Annotated in this window: 18 protein-coding genes; 9 read left to right on the plus strand and 9 right to left on the minus strand. The window is 59.9% G+C overall.

What is annotated here, in order from left to right; translation table 11 throughout:
• Positions 1–15: 15 nt before the first annotated feature.
• From BMY54_RS12540 to BMY54_RS12550, 3 genes are all read left to right on the plus strand, one after another.
• Complete coding sequence (locus BMY54_RS12540) at positions 16–198, plus strand: DUF6026 family protein (protein ID WP_007914840.1); 183 nt, start codon at positions 16–18, stop codon at positions 196–198.
• A 209-nt stretch (positions 199–407) separates the two neighbouring features.
• Positions 408–2,156 (plus strand): phosphoethanolamine transferase CptA, encoded by a 1,749-nt coding sequence (locus tag BMY54_RS12545; RefSeq protein ID WP_093432834.1) that lies wholly within the window; start codon positions 408–410, stop codon positions 2,154–2,156.
• A 273-nt stretch (positions 2,157–2,429) separates the two neighbouring features.
• Positions 2,430–2,639, plus strand: a complete 210-nt coding sequence (locus BMY54_RS12550) for a hypothetical protein (protein WP_093432836.1) — start codon at positions 2,430–2,432, stop codon at positions 2,637–2,639.
• A gap of 326 nt (positions 2,640–2,965) precedes the next feature.
• Here the strand turns inward: BMY54_RS12550 and BMY54_RS12555 are convergent, their stop codons facing one another.
• The 7 genes from BMY54_RS12555 to BMY54_RS12585 all read right to left on the minus strand — a co-directional run bounded on the left by BMY54_RS12555 (position 2,966) and on the right by BMY54_RS12585 (position 8,690).
• Positions 2,966–3,463 (minus strand): GNAT family N-acetyltransferase, encoded by a 498-nt coding sequence (locus BMY54_RS12555; RefSeq protein ID WP_093432839.1) that lies wholly within the window; start codon positions 3,461–3,463, stop codon positions 2,966–2,968.
• Between the two features lie 121 nt (positions 3,464–3,584).
• Entirely contained in the window at positions 3,585–4,166 is a 582-nt protein-coding gene (locus tag BMY54_RS12560; protein WP_093433568.1) for a DinB family protein, read from the minus strand.
• Between the two features lie 18 nt (positions 4,167–4,184).
• The gene (gene zapE, locus BMY54_RS12565) at positions 4,185–5,300 is read right to left on the minus strand and encodes a cell division protein ZapE (protein ID WP_093432842.1); all 1,116 of its coding nucleotides are present in this window, start codon (positions 5,298–5,300) and stop codon (positions 4,185–4,187) included.
• A gap of 22 nt (positions 5,301–5,322) precedes the next feature.
• Entirely contained in the window at positions 5,323–5,664 is a 342-nt protein-coding gene (locus BMY54_RS12570) for a nuclear transport factor 2 family protein (protein WP_093432845.1), read from the minus strand.
• A gap of 52 nt (positions 5,665–5,716) precedes the next feature.
• Positions 5,717–6,433, minus strand: coding sequence for a helix-turn-helix transcriptional regulator (locus tag BMY54_RS12575; RefSeq protein WP_093432847.1), 717 nt, complete (start codon positions 6,431–6,433; stop codon positions 5,717–5,719).
• Positions 6,434–6,622: 189 nt separating this feature from the next.
• Positions 6,623–7,582 (minus strand): agmatinase, encoded by a 960-nt coding sequence (gene speB / locus BMY54_RS12580; protein ID WP_093432849.1) that lies wholly within the window; start codon positions 7,580–7,582, stop codon positions 6,623–6,625.
• 16 nt (positions 7,583–7,598) lie between these two features.
• A complete protein-coding gene (locus BMY54_RS12585) occupies positions 7,599–8,690 on the minus strand; it encodes a polyamine ABC transporter substrate-binding protein (protein WP_093432851.1) in 1,092 nt (363 codons plus the stop codon).
• A 99-nt stretch (positions 8,691–8,789) separates the two neighbouring features.
• Between BMY54_RS12585 and BMY54_RS12590 the strand changes: the two genes are divergently transcribed.
• The 4 genes from BMY54_RS12590 to BMY54_RS12605 all read left to right on the plus strand — a co-directional run bounded on the left by BMY54_RS12590 (position 8,790) and on the right by BMY54_RS12605 (position 12,511).
• Positions 8,790–9,689: a LysR family transcriptional regulator gene (locus BMY54_RS12590; RefSeq protein ID WP_093432854.1), complete on the plus strand. Its 900-nt coding sequence runs from the start codon at positions 8,790–8,792 to the stop codon at positions 9,687–9,689.
• Between the two features lie 215 nt (positions 9,690–9,904).
• On the plus strand, positions 9,905–11,371 hold the full coding sequence (locus BMY54_RS12595; protein WP_034156004.1) for a nucleobase:cation symporter-2 family protein: 1,467 nt from the start codon (positions 9,905–9,907) through the stop codon (positions 11,369–11,371).
• Between the two features lie 67 nt (positions 11,372–11,438).
• Positions 11,439–11,912 (plus strand): LEA/WHy family protein, encoded by a 474-nt coding sequence (locus BMY54_RS12600; protein WP_093432857.1) that lies wholly within the window; start codon positions 11,439–11,441, stop codon positions 11,910–11,912.
• A gap of 53 nt (positions 11,913–11,965) precedes the next feature.
• On the plus strand, positions 11,966–12,511 hold the full coding sequence (locus tag BMY54_RS12605; RefSeq protein ID WP_093432860.1) for a GNAT family N-acetyltransferase: 546 nt from the start codon (positions 11,966–11,968) through the stop codon (positions 12,509–12,511).
• A 135-nt stretch (positions 12,512–12,646) separates the two neighbouring features.
• Here the strand turns inward: BMY54_RS12605 and BMY54_RS12610 are convergent, their stop codons facing one another.
• The gene (locus tag BMY54_RS12610) at positions 12,647–13,570 is read right to left on the minus strand and encodes a carbon-nitrogen hydrolase family protein (protein ID WP_093432863.1); all 924 of its coding nucleotides are present in this window, start codon (positions 13,568–13,570) and stop codon (positions 12,647–12,649) included.
• 84 nt (positions 13,571–13,654) lie between these two features.
• Between BMY54_RS12610 and BMY54_RS12615 the strand changes: the two genes are divergently transcribed.
• A complete protein-coding gene (locus BMY54_RS12615; protein ID WP_093432866.1) occupies positions 13,655–14,563 on the plus strand; it encodes a LysR family transcriptional regulator in 909 nt (302 codons plus the stop codon).
• Between the two features lie 4 nt (positions 14,564–14,567).
• Here the strand turns inward: BMY54_RS12615 and BMY54_RS12620 are convergent, their stop codons facing one another.
• On the minus strand, positions 14,568–14,822 hold the full coding sequence (locus BMY54_RS12620; RefSeq protein ID WP_093432869.1) for a hypothetical protein: 255 nt from the start codon (positions 14,820–14,822) through the stop codon (positions 14,568–14,570).
• A 154-nt stretch (positions 14,823–14,976) separates the two neighbouring features.
• On the opposite strand from BMY54_RS12620, the gene BMY54_RS12625 reads away from it, so the two are divergent.
• Positions 14,977–15,294: an ElaB/YgaM/YqjD family protein gene (locus BMY54_RS12625; protein ID WP_007917413.1), complete on the plus strand. Its 318-nt coding sequence runs from the start codon at positions 14,977–14,979 to the stop codon at positions 15,292–15,294.
• Positions 15,295–15,313 lie beyond the last annotated feature (19 nt).

A 15,313-nucleotide genomic window follows, 5' to 3' on the forward strand; every position in this document is an offset into this window, starting at 1 on the left:
TTTGCGAGGTGAGCAATGGGCACAGTACACACAGCAATGCCGCCACAAACCCTGTACGTGACAATCCGTCGCGATGAATTGCGCCAGTTGAAAGACGAACGCGACCAGTTGAAACAGGAGCTGGCGCAGCTGCGCCTGTTGACCCAAGGTGTGCAGCCGCAACCTTTGCCGGTCGTTCAGCGTCACCCCCACGCCTGATCCCCGCCTGTTTCGGGAACGGCCACCGCTGTTCCCGACATGATCCATCGCTGCCCGCCTCTCTATAGAGCAAAGCGGCAACTCACAAACTTTTCACATTCTCTTCGTAATACTCCGCCCCATTCTGGCCGTACCTGCGCGTACGGCCTCCGTTCGTCGGCTTCATGGATGTTCCGGCGGTGGTTGTAACGAGTGAGCTGGAGCGCCGAATGGCATTGTTCAAACGCAGCAAAACGACTGCGACAGGTTTCGACTGGGCCGGTTTTATCTGGCTGTTTGTATTCTTCTGGTACTTCTCGGGTATCACCCAACTGCTGATCCAGCTGACCGGCACCTCCGGCTTCAGCGGATTCCGTCAGGCGTTCTTCATGAGCGCGCTGTGGCTGGCGCCCATGCTGCTCTTCCCCAAACGCACCAAACTGCTCGCTGCCGTGATCGGCGTGGTGTTGTGGGCCTGCTCGATGGCCAGTCTTGGCTATTTCTTCATTTATCAGCAGGAATTCTCGCAAAGCGTCATCTTCATCATGTTCGAGTCGAACATCTCTGAAGCCGGCGAGTACATGACCCAGTACTTTGCCTGGTGGATGGTGGTGGCATTCCTTGCCCATACCGCGTTCGCGTATTTCCTGTGGACCCGCCTGCGCCCGGTGTACATGCCCCGTGGCCGTGCGCTGGTAGCGGCGACGGCGATCGTGATCGCGGTGGTCGGCTACCCACTGGTCAAGCAAACCCTGCGCATGGGCACCTTCGCCCAAGGCTTCGAGAAATTCGAAACCCGTATCGAACCGGCGGTGCCATGGCAGATGGCCGTGGCCTACCACCGTTATCTGGATACCCTTGCCGACATGCAGGGCATGTTGCATAACGTGAGCAAGATCCCGCCGCTGAAAAACCTCAAGGATGCCTCGGCCGACCAGCCGAAGACCCTGGTGCTGGTGATCGGTGAATCGACCAACCGTCAACGCATGAGCCTTTATGGCTATCAGCGCAACACCACGCCGGAACTGGACAAGCTCAAGGATCAACTGGCGATCTTCGATAACGTCGTCACCCCGCGTCCGTATACCATCGAAGCGTTGCAGCAAGTGCTGACCTTCGCTGACGAAGAGCATCCGGATCTGTACCTGTCGACGCCGTCGCTGGTCAGCATGATGAAACAGGCCGGCTACAAGACCTTCTGGATCACCAACCAGCAGACCATGACCAAGCGCAACACCATGCTCACCACGTTCTCCGAACAGGCCGACGAGCAGGTGTACCTGAACAACAACCGCAATCAGAACGCCGCGCAGTACGATGGTGATGTGATCGAGCCGTTCAACAAGGCGTTGGCTGACGCCGCGCCACGCAAGCTGATCGTTGTGCATTTGCTCGGCACGCACATGAGCTATCAGTACCGCTATCCGCCGACGTTCGACAAGTTCCAGGACCGCACCGGCGTACCAACCGGCGTGCGTGACGACCAGGTCCCGACCTACAACAGCTACGACAATGCCGTGCTGTACAACGACTTCGTGGTGTCGAGCCTGATCAAGGATTACGCCAAATCCGATCCGAACGGCTTCCTGCTGTACCTCTCGGACCACGGTGAAGACGTTTTCGACTCAGTGGGCCACAAGACTCTGGGCCGCAACGAAAACAAACCGACCGCGCCGATGTACACCATCCCGTTCATGGCCTGGGCGTCGCCGAAGTGGAAGGCCAATCACGACTGGAACTTCGCCGCCGACCTCGATCGTCCGTACAGCAGCTCGCATCTGATCCACACCTGGGCTGACCTGGCCGGTTTGAGCTTCGATGAACTCGACCACAGCAAGAGCCTGGTCAGCGACAGCTTCAAGGCTCGCCCCCTGCTGATCGGCGACCCGTACCAGACCGAGCAGCGTGCGCTGATCGACTTCAGCTTGATGAAGCCGAAGAAACCCGACGCCGCGCCGGCGGATGTCGCGCAGAAGTAACACCAGAAGGGGCCGAAACCGGCCCCTTTTTCATGTCCGCAGAAAACTCATCCAGCCGGCCTCGAATTTCGCTTGTTACCTCTGCCCCATCCAATGCGTCGCCACGGTCAGCTCTGATAGGTGCCCCCCGTTCCCGACTATCAAATGTTCTGCAACATGCTGCAAAAACTCCACTGAACGGGCGTTAACCCCGCGTTAATTCAGGCCTCCCAGACTCTCTTTCGAGATCTGCTTCATGGACGAACGGCTCCCACTTGTTCAGTAGGAGGCACCATGAAAATCACTACCGCAATCCTTGCCGGGCTATTTGCCCTGGGTTCTGCCAGCGTTTTTGCCGAGGGCGGCGCTGAGCGTATGCGTTATTACTACGACAACTTCCCGGTTCACCAAGCCCAGAGCGAGCAGAAGAGCGACGCCAACGCGAAGGAAATTCGCGTTCCCGCCGATCAGACGGCGCAAGTGACCGAGTCGTATCGCGACTGAGATTGACCGAGCAACCGATGGACCTTCCGTGGCTCCGCTCTGGCCTGGAAGAAGACAGTTTGGCGCCCTGAATGGGGCGCCTTTTTTTTGGGGTTCATTCAGTCGATTAGTCAGGATTGGATGTCCGGCTTTTGATTTGTGGTGAATTCGCCCCTCACCCCAGCCCTCTCCCGAGGGAGAGGGAGCAGTTTTGTGGACTGTTCAAAACCTGAGTTCGGCTCGATGTTTCAGGTCGGCGTACGTTGCCCAAACACCTCGGTCAGTCCCTTCTCCCCTTGGGCGGTCCGACGTTTCGGGAGGGTTAGGGTGAGGGGCTTTTCAGGCTTTCAGGCCTGCAGATTCTTGATCCAGAACAGCATGCGCCCGTGGTCCGGGTCGAACATGCCCGGCGCAAAGCCGAACTTGCTGTAGGCATTCTGCGCCACGGCGTTGCCTTCCAGCACTTCGAGGGTGATTTTGCAGCAACCGCGCTGGCGAGAAATTTCCTCGACTTTCTGCAGCATCTTCTGGCTCAGGCCGAGACCGCGAAAGCGGCCCACCACCGCCACGTCATGGACATTGACCAGCGGCTTGCAGGCAAACGTGGAAAACCCTTCAAAGCAGTTCACCAGCCCCGCCGGTTCACCACCGACAAAGGCCAGCACACTGAACGCATGCGGGCGCCGGGCCAGTTCTTCGGGCAGGCGACGCAGCAGCTCAGGGTCGAGCGAATGACCGCCGCCCATTGGGTCTTCTGCATAGTGGTTGAGCACGATACCGATGGCCTCGGCGTGCGTTGGATTGCTGTAGCTGGCCTGAAGTACAAGAATTTCTGCGGAATCCATTTCCATCCCCGAACACAAAAGCCCCGGCGCGCAAAGTGCGTACTGAAAGGCTGCCTGACATTAGCGCGGGGGTGATCGGGCGGGCAACCGACAAATGCAAAAGACTTTTGCTGTTTACCCGTCAGTGCCCCCAGATCAACTCTTCGGTCCAGCCCAGTTCGGCAAAGTCCTCGGCGCGTAGACTGCTCTCGCCGACGCAGAAAAACTCATCCAGTTGCGGCGGTTTCACCACGGTATCGCTGAGCATCGCATGCACCTGCCCCCGGTGATGAAGCTGATGCTCGAACAGGTGCGAAAGCATGCGCAAGCGGCTGTCGTGCTGCGGCGTATCACGGGCGATAGTGACGATCCGGGGCAGATCGGCATCGCGCAATTGTTCGCAATAGGCGATCAGCCGCCGATCAACATGAGCCTGCTCTTCGCGCAAATGCGTGGCGTCGGTAAACGGCTCGTCCACGTTGAAAAACACGTAGCAATCGGGGTGCGGTTCAGCTCCGCGCAGCTCGCGCTCCAGTGCATCGACGTAGAACCAGTCGCAGGTGAGGATGTGATTGAGGGTCAGACGAATGCTCGGAAAAAAACTCACCCGAGGCGCCGCCAGATCCGTCGCACTCAGCTGCGTCCAGGCCTTGGCCAGGCGATGATTGGCCCAGGCATTCTGGTAGGCCATGGTCAGCAAATGATGGGATAACGCTTGGCTCATGTCGGCGCCCTCTTCCATTCAAGCTTCGGCAAAACGCTGCAGCTGCATCTCCTGCAAGCGACTGAGGGTGCGGCGGAACGGAAATTCCAGATAACCCTCGGTGTACAGCGCATCCATGGGTACTTGCGCTTCGATATACAGCGGCACCTTGCGGTCGTAGCACTCGTCGACCAGCGCAATGAAACGCCGCACGCCGTCGTCGTGAACCGACAATTGCGGCAACTCACGGTCGCCCGCAACTACCCGCTGCGCGGCGTCTTCGGTGCCGCGCGCAATGCGCCCTTCGCGTTTATGTGCGCTGAGATTGGGTACTTCGCTCAACAGAATAGCCGTGTAGCGGTCGCACAGCGCGATGAAATCCATGGCGGCGAACGGTTGCTCGCAGAGATCGGCGTAGCGGCACCACAACACCGTCTCACCGGCCTGCACCACGTTCAACTGGCGATGACCGACCGCCACCGGTTCGGCGCTGGCTGCTTGGCCGGCGGTCAATGCCTGAAAGACTTCCTCTAGCGCACTCACCGCAGACGTGGCGACAAAGTAGCGTTGCAGACCTGCCCCCGGATGCAAGCGATGATCCTCGGCGCCATTCACTGCAACCACCTGCATATGCGCCTTGATCGCGGCAATCGCCGGCACAAACCGGTCGCGATTGAAGCCATCGGCGTAAAGATCATCCGGCGGCAGATTGGACGTACAGACGATCACCACGCCTTCGTCGAACATCACCTGAAACAACCGACCAAGAATGATCGCGTCACCGATGTCGTTGACGAACAACTCATCGAAACACAGCACCCGCACCTCGACCGCCAGCTCCCTGGCCAGCGCACGCAACGGATCGGCAATCCCGGTCAACTGGAATGAACGCTGATGGACCCAGCCCATGAAGTGATGAAAGTGTTGGCGTCGCGCCGGCACCCGCAGGCTCTGATAGAACTGATCCATCAGCCAGGTCTTGCCGCGCCCGACCGGCCCCCACAAATAAACGCCGCTGACCGAAGCGGCCCCGGCGTGCAGCGCTTCATGGCATTTTTGCAACGCCCAGACCGCGTGTTCCTGGGCTTCATCCTGGATGAAACCCTTGTGTTGAACGGCGTGTTGCCAGGCGCTGAGAGGAGAGTCGAAAGTCATGCGCGGCAGTATGCCACGATGGTTACAGGGAAATATCCAGTCGGGCGATTTTCCCCTGCTCGTTCAAGCGAAACGTGTAGCGCAGCTGCGTCGGGCTGCCGGGGAAAGTTCCGGAAATCAGCCCGTTTACCAGCACTTTGCCGGTGCGCTGCTGCACGTCCAGCACTTCGACCCGTGGCTGATAGCGCTGCCCGGTGTCGTGCATCCATTGCGCGATGGCTTGCGGGCCGACCTGATGTTGGCCCTCGTCGAACACGTTGGCATCCTCGGCAAAAAAACTGGCGACCCTGGAAGTATCGCGTGCGTTGGCCGCATCGATATACGCAGCAATCGCCGGGGCCAGTGCAGAGACGGGATGAGACATGGTTGCAGCTCCTTTTTGTTTGGTTCTGCGCCCATCCTAAAACAGCGTTGCGTCAGTTTTTGTCAGGAGTGAAACGTCCGCTTTCATCCAGTTGCATCTGCTCGCGCCACTTGCGCAACAGATCACTGCGCCGTCCCGGATAACCCTCGCCCTGGCGGCTGGCTGCGCTGATGCGGTCGGTGCGAAACGTACGATAGGCGCTGCGCAATTCGCACCACGCAACGATGATTCGCACCTCATTGAGGAAGCCCAGCGCCAAGGGCCAGATCAACCGCTGGCTGGCCACCTGTTGCGCGTCGGCGTAATCGATGTGCAGTTTGGCCTGGTCGCGGATGGCATGGCGAAACACGTTCAACGGCACGGCGTTTTGCGGAAAACCATAACCCGGCGGGCCCGCCATCACGGTGGGATTGCGCAGCGCTTCCTGGGCCTGCGGATCGAGCACGGCAGCAATTTTCGCCAGCGCATCCGCTGCGGCTTTGCCGAGGACTTCGTCACCGCGCTGATCGACGTAACGCAAACCGAGGACGATGGCTTCGGTTTCGTCGGCATTGAGCATCAGCGGCGGCAGAAACAAGCCGCTGCGCAACACATAACCGATCCCCGCTTCGCCATGGATCGGCGCGCCGAGGGCGGTCAGTTCCGCGATATCGCGATAAAGCGTGCGCTCGGACACTTCCAGCTCGGCAGCCAGGGTCGCCGCCGTCACCGGGCGCTTCTTGCCGCGCAGCACTTGCAGCAAAGTCAAAAGACGAGTGGTACGCGACACGTTGGGCAGGCTCTGGAGGGCAAAGATGTTCGAGCTTAGCAGAGGCTGGTGTCAGAAACTGGCAGGAGCCTTGGCTGAAAATGTGGGAGCGAGCCTGCTCGCGAAAGCGGCGGGTCAGTCAACAAAGATGTTGGTTGAGCTGACGCCTTCGCGAGCAGGCTCGCTCCCACAGGGGTTATGGTGTGCGGGTTAAATATCAACCTTGTGGCGGGCGGCGTAGAGGCAGAGCATTTCCATCGCCAGTGTGGCAGCGGCCAGTGAGGTGACGTCGGCGTGATCGTAAGCCGGGGCGACTTCCACCACGTCCATCCCGACCAGATTGATGCCGCGTAAACCGCCAAGAATCTCCAGCGCTTGCGCGGTGCTCAAGCCGCCGCAGACCGGCGTGCCGGTGCCCGGTGCAAACGCCGGATCGAGGCAATCAATATCGAACGTCAGGTACACCGGGTTATCGCCAACCCGCGCGCGGATCGCTTCAACAATGGCGTCGCAACCACGCCGATGCACCTGCCGCGCATCGAGTACCTGAAACCCCATGTGATCGTCATTGGTCGTGCGCAAGCCGATCTGCACCGAGCTTGCCGGATTCACCAGCCCTTCCCGAGCGGCGTGCCAGAACATGGTGCCATGATCGACCCGCTTGCCCTCTTCGTCCGGCCAGGTGTCGCTGTGCGCATCGAAGTGAATCAGCGACAACGTCCCATGTTTGCGCGCATGGGCCTTGAGCAGCGGGTAGCTGATGAAGTGGTCACCGCCAAACGTCAGCATCGCGCTGCCAGCGTTGAGAATGCGTTCGGCGTGAGCTTCGATGCTTTGCGGAATGCTGTGTGGCGCGCCGAAATCGAAATCGCAGTCGCCATAATCGATGACCGCCAGATGATCGAACGGGTCAAACGTCCACGGCCAGTGGCGTTCCCAGGCAATTCCGGTGGAGGCAGCGCGGATCCCGCGTGGTCCGAAGCGGGCGCCGGGACGGTTACTGGTGGCGGTGTCGAACGGCACGCCGCTGACCGCGACATCGACGCCGCGCAAGTCACGGCTGTAGCGCCGACGCATGAAACTGGTAATGCCGGCGTAAGTACTTTCGGCGGCGGTGCCATAGAGGCTGTCGCGGGTCATGGCCTGATCGTTTTGCATGGGCACATCCATCGTGGGGCTCCTGTTGTTATTGATGACTACGGAAAGTGGTCCACAGACGCGTGCGCTGACGCATGTCTTTGAGGCTCATGCTGCGATCGGCATACAGCCGCGCGCGAACTTCGCTCGGCGGATAGATGTCGGGATTGTTACGCACGGCCTCATCCACCAACGGCGTGGCGGCCTGGTTGGCGGTGGCAAAAAACAGTGTGTTGGTCAGTTCGGCCACGGAATCGGGGCGCAGCATGAACTCGATGAACGCCCGCGCGGCTTCGGGGTGCGGCGCGTCTTTGGGAATGGCCAGATTGTCCTGCCACACCAGCGTGCCTTCCTTGGGAATGCGGTAGGCCACTTCGTACGGTTTATTGGCCTTGTGCGCCTGATCAGCGGCCATGCTCGCGTCGCCGTTGTAGGTCAGCGCGAGACACACGTTACCGCTGGCCAGGTCATTGATCTGCCGGCCGCTGGCGACATAGAGCACCGACGGCTGGAGTTTCTGCAACAACGCCTCGGCGGCGGCCAGGTCGTTTTTGTCGGTGCTGTAGGGATCCTTGCCCAAGTAATGCAGGGCCAGACCGATGACCTCCTGCGGCGAATCGAGGATCGCGATACCGCAGTCCTTGAGCTTGCTGGCGTTCTCCGGTTTGAACAGCAGATCGAGGCTGTTCAGCGGCACATCAGGCAGCCGCTGCTTCACGGCCTCGACGTTCATGCCCAGACCCAGCGTGCCCCAGGTGTACGGCACGCCATAGCGATTGCCGGGGTCGACAGCGGCCATTTTCTCCAGCAAATCCGGATCAAGATTGGCGTAGCCCTTGAGGCCCTCATGAGGGATTTCCTTCAACGCGCCGGCCGCGAGTCCCCGCGCCAGAACGCTGGACGACGGCACCACCACGTCGTAACCACTGCCGCCGGTGAGCAACTTGGTTTCCAGCACCTCGGAAGTATCGAAGGTGTCGTAACGCACATGAATGCCAGTCTCCTGCTCAAACCGTTGCAGGGTTTGCGGTGGCACGTAATCGGCCCAGCTGTAGAGATTGAGTGTCTTGTCCTCGGCCTGAGCCTGAACAGCCACCGACAACAAAAGCGCGGGGAAACACAGCTTGAACACGGGAGCCATGACGAACACCTGACCAGAGGAAGTGGTTGCAGGATGCGCCGTCGGATACATTAGAAAAATTGTCTAATAATTATCCTGACTTTATCCAGGAGTAATGTGATGTTGGGTCAACTCCACGACGTGGACTTGCAACTGTTGCGCCTGTTTGTGCGGGTGGTCGAGTGCGGTGGCTTCAGCGCAGCCCAGGGTGATCTGGGCCTGAGCCAGTCGAGCATCAGCCAGCAAATGGCTAAACTCGAAACTCGCCTCGGCTATCGTCTGTGCAGCCGTGGCAAGGGCGGTTTCAGTGTCACGCCCAAGGGCGAGCAGTTGCTGATCGCGGTGCGCACGCTGTTTGAATCGATTGAAACGTTCCGCCATCAATCCAACGGCGTCGCCGGGCGCTTGATCGGTGAAGTGCGCCTGGGGATTTCCGAGTCGGTGGATCAATCGGTGCTGCAACGGGTGGCGGCGGCGATCCGGCGTTTTCGCGAGCGTGATGAGTCGGTGCGCATCGAACTGATCAGCGCCATGCCTGGCGAGATGGAGCGGCTGCTGTTGCAACAGCGGTTGGACTTGGCGATCGGCTATTTTTCGCAGGTGCAAAGTGCCTTCGACTATCGCCAGTTGTTCAGCGAAACCCAGCATTTGTACTGCGCTGCCGGCCATCCATTGTTCACTGATGACGCACCCAGCGATGCCGCGTTGCAGGCCTGCGACCGGGTCGATCACCCCTATCGGTTTTTTCGCAGTGACGAGCCGTTTCAGGGCAAGGTCTGCTCGGCGCGCTCGGAGCAGGTTGAAGGCACGCTGACCTTCATTTTGTCGGGTAAACACGTGGGGTATCTGCCGGATCACTATGCGCGGAGCTGGCAAGCGAAGGGCCTACTGAAGCCGATCCGTGAGGGCGAGTTGAGTTTCGAAGTCGCCTTTCATCTGGCCCGGCATCGGGCGCAGGTGCCGGGGGATGCGCAAAAAGCTTTTGAAGAGGATTTACTGGGCGCATTCAATCTCGTGTAGGAGCTGCCGCAGGCTCGGGCCGCGATCGGACGATCCTTTGATCTTAAAAGATCGCAGCCTCGTTTCACTCGACAGCTCCTACACGGGCGTTTGCCGTAGCGACCCATAAAACCTGACCTTTCAGGCAGTTATTGCTCGTTGCCCTTACCGCCCTCTTCCGGCATTCTGCGCCTCCATTTTCTGACCCGGCCCCGCCTCGCGGCGCGCAAAACACCATGACCGCCTCTGAAAAAGCCCCGCGCAACAACGACCTGATTTACGGCCTCAACGATCGTCCGCACCTGACCGCCACAGTGTTTGCCGCGCTGCAACACGTGCTGGCCAGCTTCGTCGGCATCATCACCCCGACCCTGATCATGGGCGGCGCCCTCGGTCTGCAAAGTGAAATTCCCTACCTGATCAGCATGGCGCTGTTCGTTTCCGGGCTTGGCACCTTTGTGCAAGCCAAGCGTTTCGGCCCGGTCGGTTCGGGGTTGTTGTGTCTGCAAGGCACCAGTTTTTCCTTTATCAGCGTGATTCTCAGCGCCGGGTTCATGGTCAAGGCGCGCGGTGGCGGCACCGATGAAATCCTCTCGACGATCTTCGGCGTGTGCTTTTTTGCCGCGTTCATTGAGGTAGTGCTGAGCCAGTTCATCGGCAAACTGCGCATGTTGATCACCCCGGTGGTCACCGGCACCATCATCACGCTGATGGGGCTGTCGTTGATCAAAGTGGCGATGACCGACATCGCCGGCGGTTTCGGCGCGCCGGATCTGGGCGCAGCCAGCCATGTGTTTCTGGCGGCGCTGGTGATCGGCACCATCGTTGTGTTGAACCGCGTTGATGTGCCGTTTCTGCGCCTGGGCGCGATTGTCATCGGCCTGACCCTCGGCTACGTAGTCGCATGGCTGATGGGCACCGTGGATTTCGCCTCGATGCCAGAGGTGCCGCTGGTCAGCGTGCCAGTGCCGTTCAAGTACGGTTTCAACTTCGACTGGGTGGCGTTCGTGCCAGTGGCGGTGATTTTCCTTGTGTCGCCGCTGGAGGCTGCGGGTGACCTGACCGCCAACTCGATGATTTCCCGGCAACCGGTCAAAGGCCCGCTGTACATCCGGCGGATCAAGTCCGGACTGCTCGCCGACGGCCTCAACTCGGCCATGGCCGCCGTGTTCAACAGCATGCCAATGGTGACCTTCGCGCAGAACAACGGCGTGATTCAGCTCACCGGCGTGGCCAGCCGTTACGTGGCCTTCTTCATTGCCGGTTTGCTGGTGCTGCTGGGACTGTTCCCGATGATCGGCGCGGTGTTGCAACTGATGCCGAAACCGGTACTCGGCGGCGCCGAACTGGTGATGTTTGGCACTGTGGCGGTGGCCGGGATCAAGATCCTCGCCGAAGCCGGTCTGCATCGACGCAACATGCTGATCGTGGCGATTTCGCTGGGCATGGGCCTGGGTATCGCGGCGGTGCCGGAAGTGTTGCGCGAACTGCCGCAAGCGCTGCGCAACATCTTCGAATCACCGATCACTGTCGGCGCGTTGTGCGCTATCGTGCTGAACATCTTCCTGCCGGAAGAATTCATTGAGCTGGAAGAAGACGATTTCGACCCGGAAGCTTCTATTCTTCAGGTCATGGAAAATCCGGATATGCCGGCCAAAGGTGAACCTGCCCCAGCGGCGGCTGTCGCACAGTTGAACCGCTAACGTCTGGCCTTCAATAGAAAGGGCTGAGCCGGCGACGGTTCAGCCCTTTTTTGTTGAGAGACCGTTTATGCGCCGTTTTCAAGCCGTCATTCTGTCACTGCTTCTGCTGTCCCTCAGCGCCTGTGCGCTATTCCCCAACCGTGATCCGGTGAACATCAACGTAGTCGGCCTCGAACCGTTGCCGAGCCAGGATCTGGAAGTGCGCTTCGCCATCAAGATTCGCGTACAGAACCCCAATGAGACGGCCATCGACTACAACGGCATCGCGCTGGATCTGGAGGTCAACGGTCATTCACTGGCCTCGGGTGTCAGCGATCAGAGCGGTTCGATCCCACGCTTCTCCGAAACCATTGTCAGCGTGCCGGTCAGCATCTCGGCGTTCTCGGTACTGCGCCAGACCTTGGGCCTGAGCCAGACGCAAACCCTCGACAATCTGCCCTATGTGCTGCGCGGCAAGCTTGCCGGCGGCCTGTTTGGCACCATGCGTTTTGTCGACAGCGGCAAGCTCAGCCTGCCCAAGGCCACTGCCGCGACCTGGTAAAAATGCGTTAGCCTGCTTCTTTCCCCAAAGACATTCAGGGAGGCTGCAGGTTTATGGAAGACACACCGACGCTGTACACCGAACGACTGATCCTGCACCCGTTGCAACTGGCCGATGCCGACGCCGTGCAGCAACTGTTTCCCCACTGGGATGTGGTGCGTTATCTGAACGCGGCGGTGCCATGGCCGTATCCCGAAGACGGCGCCCTCACCTATTTGCGCGATGTTGCCTTGCCGGCCGTGGCGGCGGGCAACGAATGGCACTGGTCGATTCGCCGCAAGTCCGCGCCCGAACAGTTGATCGGCAACATCAGCCTGATGGATCAAACTGACAACCACCGTGGATTCTGGCTGACACCGGCGTGGCAAGGTCAGGGCTTTATGACCGAAGCGAGCGCAGCGGTGACCGATTACTGGTTCAACGTACTTCAACGCCCGCTGATGCGCGTGCCGAAAGCGGCGCCGAATACCGGCTCGCGCAAACTCTCGGAGCGCGCCGGGATGCGCTTGATCCGGACCGATGAAGATGATTTCGTCGGTGGGCGTTTTCCACGAGAAATCTGGGAAATTTCCCGGGAAGAATGGCTGCAACGCCACTGATTTCCAGACACACCACCGATCCATTGTAGGAGTGAGCCTGCTCGCGATAGCGGCGGATCAGCCGGCATCTCTGTTAATGACACACCGCTATCGCGAGCAGGCTCACTCCTACAGGGTTCGGTGTCAGGCAGTACCCTAAGTGTTGAAACGCACGCCCGGTTTGGCGCGCTCATCCACACTCAACTCAAACACATCCGGCCGCGCGTAGTGCCCGACCACATCGTAGTCATACCGCGCCCGCACCAGTTCATCGGTGTCAATTTGCGCCGTGAGCAACCCCGCCTCGCCCCGCAACGGCCCGGCCAGCACGTCGCCCATCGGCCCGACAATCACGCTCCCCCCGGCAATCAACGGGCGATCTGCCGGCCAGTTGGCAATCTCCACGCCCAGTTCATTCGGTGACGCCTGCACCTGACAGGCGCTGACCACAAAGCAACGGCCTTCATGAGCGATGTGGCGCATGCTGACCTGCCACATCTCGCGTTCGTCGACGGTCGGCGCGCACCAGACTTCGATGCCTTTGGCGTACATCGCCGTGCGCAGCAGAGGCATCATGTTTTCCCAGCACACCACCGCGCCGAGCTTGCCAACCTGACTGTCGAACACGGGCAAGGTCGAGCCGTCGCCCTTGCCCCAGATCAGCCGTTCGGTGCCGGTGGGCATCAGTTTGCGGTGTTTGCCGACAAGCCCGGCCTGCGGATCGAAATACAGCGCCGTGCAATACAACGTGCTGCCAGCCCGTTCAATCACGCCGATCACCAGGTTGGCCCCGGTGCGCGCCGACAGACCGGCGAGCGCTTGCGTTTCGGCACCCGGCACATCGATCGCATTGGCAAAATATCGGGCATAGGCTTCGCGCCCCTCGGGCAGGCGATAACCCAATTGCGTGCCGAAGCCCTCGCCTTTCGGATAACCACCCAACAGCGCTTCCGGCATCACCACCAGTGCCGCGCCCGCCTCAATGATCGCGCCCTCCCAACTCAGAATCTGCTCCAGGGTCGCGCTTTTGCCTTCGGGCAAAGCGCCGATTTGCAGCGCAGCAACAATTGATTTGGCCATCGCGATAACTCCATGAGGTTCAGTGGTTGCCGATTCTGCGGCGCCACGCGATCATGAATAAAGCCCCATTCACTGCTGAATGATATGAGCCAAATGAATATCGCCACGGTCGACCTCAACCTGCTGAAAGTCTTGGAAGCCCTGCATGAAGAGTCCAGCGCCAGCCGCGCAGCATTGCGACTGGGGGTGACACAATCGGCGGTCAGTGCGGCGCTGCGCCGCTTGCGCGAGGTCTACGGCGATCAATTGTTCGTGCGTACCGGGCGCGGCCTGGCGCCAACGCTCAAGGCCAATCAATTGAAACCGGTGGTCAGCGAAGCGCTGAACAAGTGCCGGCAAAGCCTGGCGATGGTCGACCCGGCGGCTAACCAGTACGACGGCCGCTCGGTCACCGTAGGACTGTCGGATGATTTCGAAATTGCCTACGGTCGCCGCCTGATCGAGGAAATTGCCCGCAGCGCTCCGAAGTTGCGCCTGATCTTTCGTCAGACCCATAGCCAGATCGTCGCCCGCGCGCTGATGGAGCGCAGCATCGATCTGGCGATTACCGCCGGAGGCTTTGCCGAGCGCTTGCTCAGCCGTCAGGTGTTGGGCGAAGGCGGTTATGCATGTCTGGTCGATCCGGCGAGCCTTGCGCCCGGTCAGCAGCAGATCGATCTTGAGGAGTTTGTCGAACGCGAGCACATCCTGGTGTCGTCCGGCGGCTTTATCGGGATCACCGATGAGGGCTTGGCGACGCTGGGCCTGACTCGACGGGTGTGCGCGTCGACCACGCATTTCGCCGCGCTGCCGTATTTGCTCAAGGGCAGTCGGGCGGTGGCGACAATTCCGACGCATGCCGCCGAAAGTATTGCTGAGCTTAGCGGCCTGGCGCTGCTGCCCTGCCCGCTGAAACTGCCGCGTTATCCGATCGAACTGGGCTGGCGTACCACCACGCAGATCGATCCGGTGGTAGTCAAAGTCCGCGAAGCGATTGCCGCGACGTTCACCTGAAGCGTTACTTGTTCGCGGCCATCAAGCGATTGACTTCACTGCGCACCATGTTGGCGAACTCCGGCGGCGACATGCCGTCCAGTTCTGCGCGGACCCACTCGGCCCATTTGCCTTTGCGCTTGCCGCGCTCGCCGAACAAACGCGCGGCTTCGCCTTTGGATTTGCCCAGATTGTTTTGCCAGAGTTCGAACAGACGGGATTTCTCGTCTTCCAGCGCAGCGCGCTCTGCGAGTGATTTGTCGGCCAGATTGAAACTCATGGGGAATTATCCTGCTGCGTAAAATGGCGACATCTTACACGCTCGACGGAAATCTCCCGCGCAGGTTTTTATTTCTGACCTAAATTCAGTGCAACTTTTCAGCAAGCACCACACTCCATTGATCACTGTCCATTCAACTGCAAGGAGTCACCCAATGGCCCGCAAATCCGCCGTGCAAGCCGCCGAAGATCAAATCAAGGATCAGGCCTTCAGCGAACTTCAGGCTCTGATCCAAGAGTCTGACAAACTGCTCAAGAGCAGCGCCTCACTGGTCGGCGAGGAAGCGGAAACGCTGCGCGGACAAATCGCCCTGAAACTGCAACAGGCGCTGGATTCGGTGTCGAGCGTACGTGATCGCACCAAACCGGCGGTTGATGCCACCGAAAGCTACATCGGCGGTCATCCGTGGCAGACCGTGGCGATCTCCGCCGGTTTCGGTCTGGTGGTTGGCTTGCTGCTCGGCCGTCGCTGAGTCAAGGCACATAAAAAAG

The sequence above is a fragment of the Pseudomonas sp. ok266 genome (assembly GCF_900110195.1).
GTDB classification, from domain to species: Bacteria; Pseudomonadota; Gammaproteobacteria; order Pseudomonadales; family Pseudomonadaceae; genus Aquipseudomonas; species Aquipseudomonas neuropathica.

What these genes read in the sequence shown, in the direction of transcription:
- BMY54_RS12540 (WP_007914840.1), top strand. Translation starts at nt 16, where the DNA reads ATGGGCACAGTACACACAGCAATGCCGCCACAAACCCTGTACGTGACA.
- BMY54_RS12545 (WP_093432834.1), top strand. Translation starts at nt 408, where the DNA reads ATGGCATTGTTCAAACGCAGCAAAACGACTGCGACAGGTTTCGACTGG.
- BMY54_RS12550 (WP_093432836.1), top strand. Translation starts at nt 2,430, where the DNA reads ATGAAAATCACTACCGCAATCCTTGCCGGGCTATTTGCCCTGGGTTCT.
- BMY54_RS12555 (WP_093432839.1), bottom strand. Translation starts at nt 3,463, where the DNA reads ATGGATTCCGCAGAAATTCTTGTACTTCAGGCCAGCTACAGCAATCCA.
- BMY54_RS12560 (WP_093433568.1), bottom strand. Translation starts at nt 4,166, where the DNA reads ATGAGCCAAGCGTTATCCCATCATTTGCTGACCATGGCCTACCAGAAT.
- zapE (WP_093432842.1), bottom strand. Translation starts at nt 5,300, where the DNA reads ATGACTTTCGACTCTCCTCTCAGCGCCTGGCAACACGCCGTTCAACAC.
- BMY54_RS12570 (WP_093432845.1), bottom strand. Translation starts at nt 5,664, where the DNA reads ATGTCTCATCCCGTCTCTGCACTGGCCCCGGCGATTGCTGCGTATATC.
- speB (WP_093432849.1), bottom strand. Translation starts at nt 7,582, where the DNA reads ATGGATGTGCCCATGCAAAACGATCAGGCCATGACCCGCGACAGCCTC.
- BMY54_RS12585 (WP_093432851.1), bottom strand. Translation starts at nt 8,690, where the DNA reads ATGGCTCCCGTGTTCAAGCTGTGTTTCCCCGCGCTTTTGTTGTCGGTG.
- BMY54_RS12590 (WP_093432854.1), top strand. Translation starts at nt 8,790, where the DNA reads ATGTTGGGTCAACTCCACGACGTGGACTTGCAACTGTTGCGCCTGTTT.
- BMY54_RS12595 (WP_034156004.1), top strand. Translation starts at nt 9,905, where the DNA reads ATGACCGCCTCTGAAAAAGCCCCGCGCAACAACGACCTGATTTACGGC.
- BMY54_RS12600 (WP_093432857.1), top strand. Translation starts at nt 11,439, where the DNA reads ATGCGCCGTTTTCAAGCCGTCATTCTGTCACTGCTTCTGCTGTCCCTC.
- BMY54_RS12605 (WP_093432860.1), top strand. Translation starts at nt 11,966, where the DNA reads ATGGAAGACACACCGACGCTGTACACCGAACGACTGATCCTGCACCCG.
- BMY54_RS12610 (WP_093432863.1), bottom strand. Translation starts at nt 13,570, where the DNA reads ATGGCCAAATCAATTGTTGCTGCGCTGCAAATCGGCGCTTTGCCCGAA.
- BMY54_RS12615 (WP_093432866.1), top strand. Translation starts at nt 13,655, where the DNA reads ATGAGCCAAATGAATATCGCCACGGTCGACCTCAACCTGCTGAAAGTC.
- BMY54_RS12620 (WP_093432869.1), bottom strand. Translation starts at nt 14,822, where the DNA reads ATGAGTTTCAATCTGGCCGACAAATCACTCGCAGAGCGCGCTGCGCTG.
- BMY54_RS12625 (WP_007917413.1), top strand. Translation starts at nt 14,977, where the DNA reads ATGGCCCGCAAATCCGCCGTGCAAGCCGCCGAAGATCAAATCAAGGAT.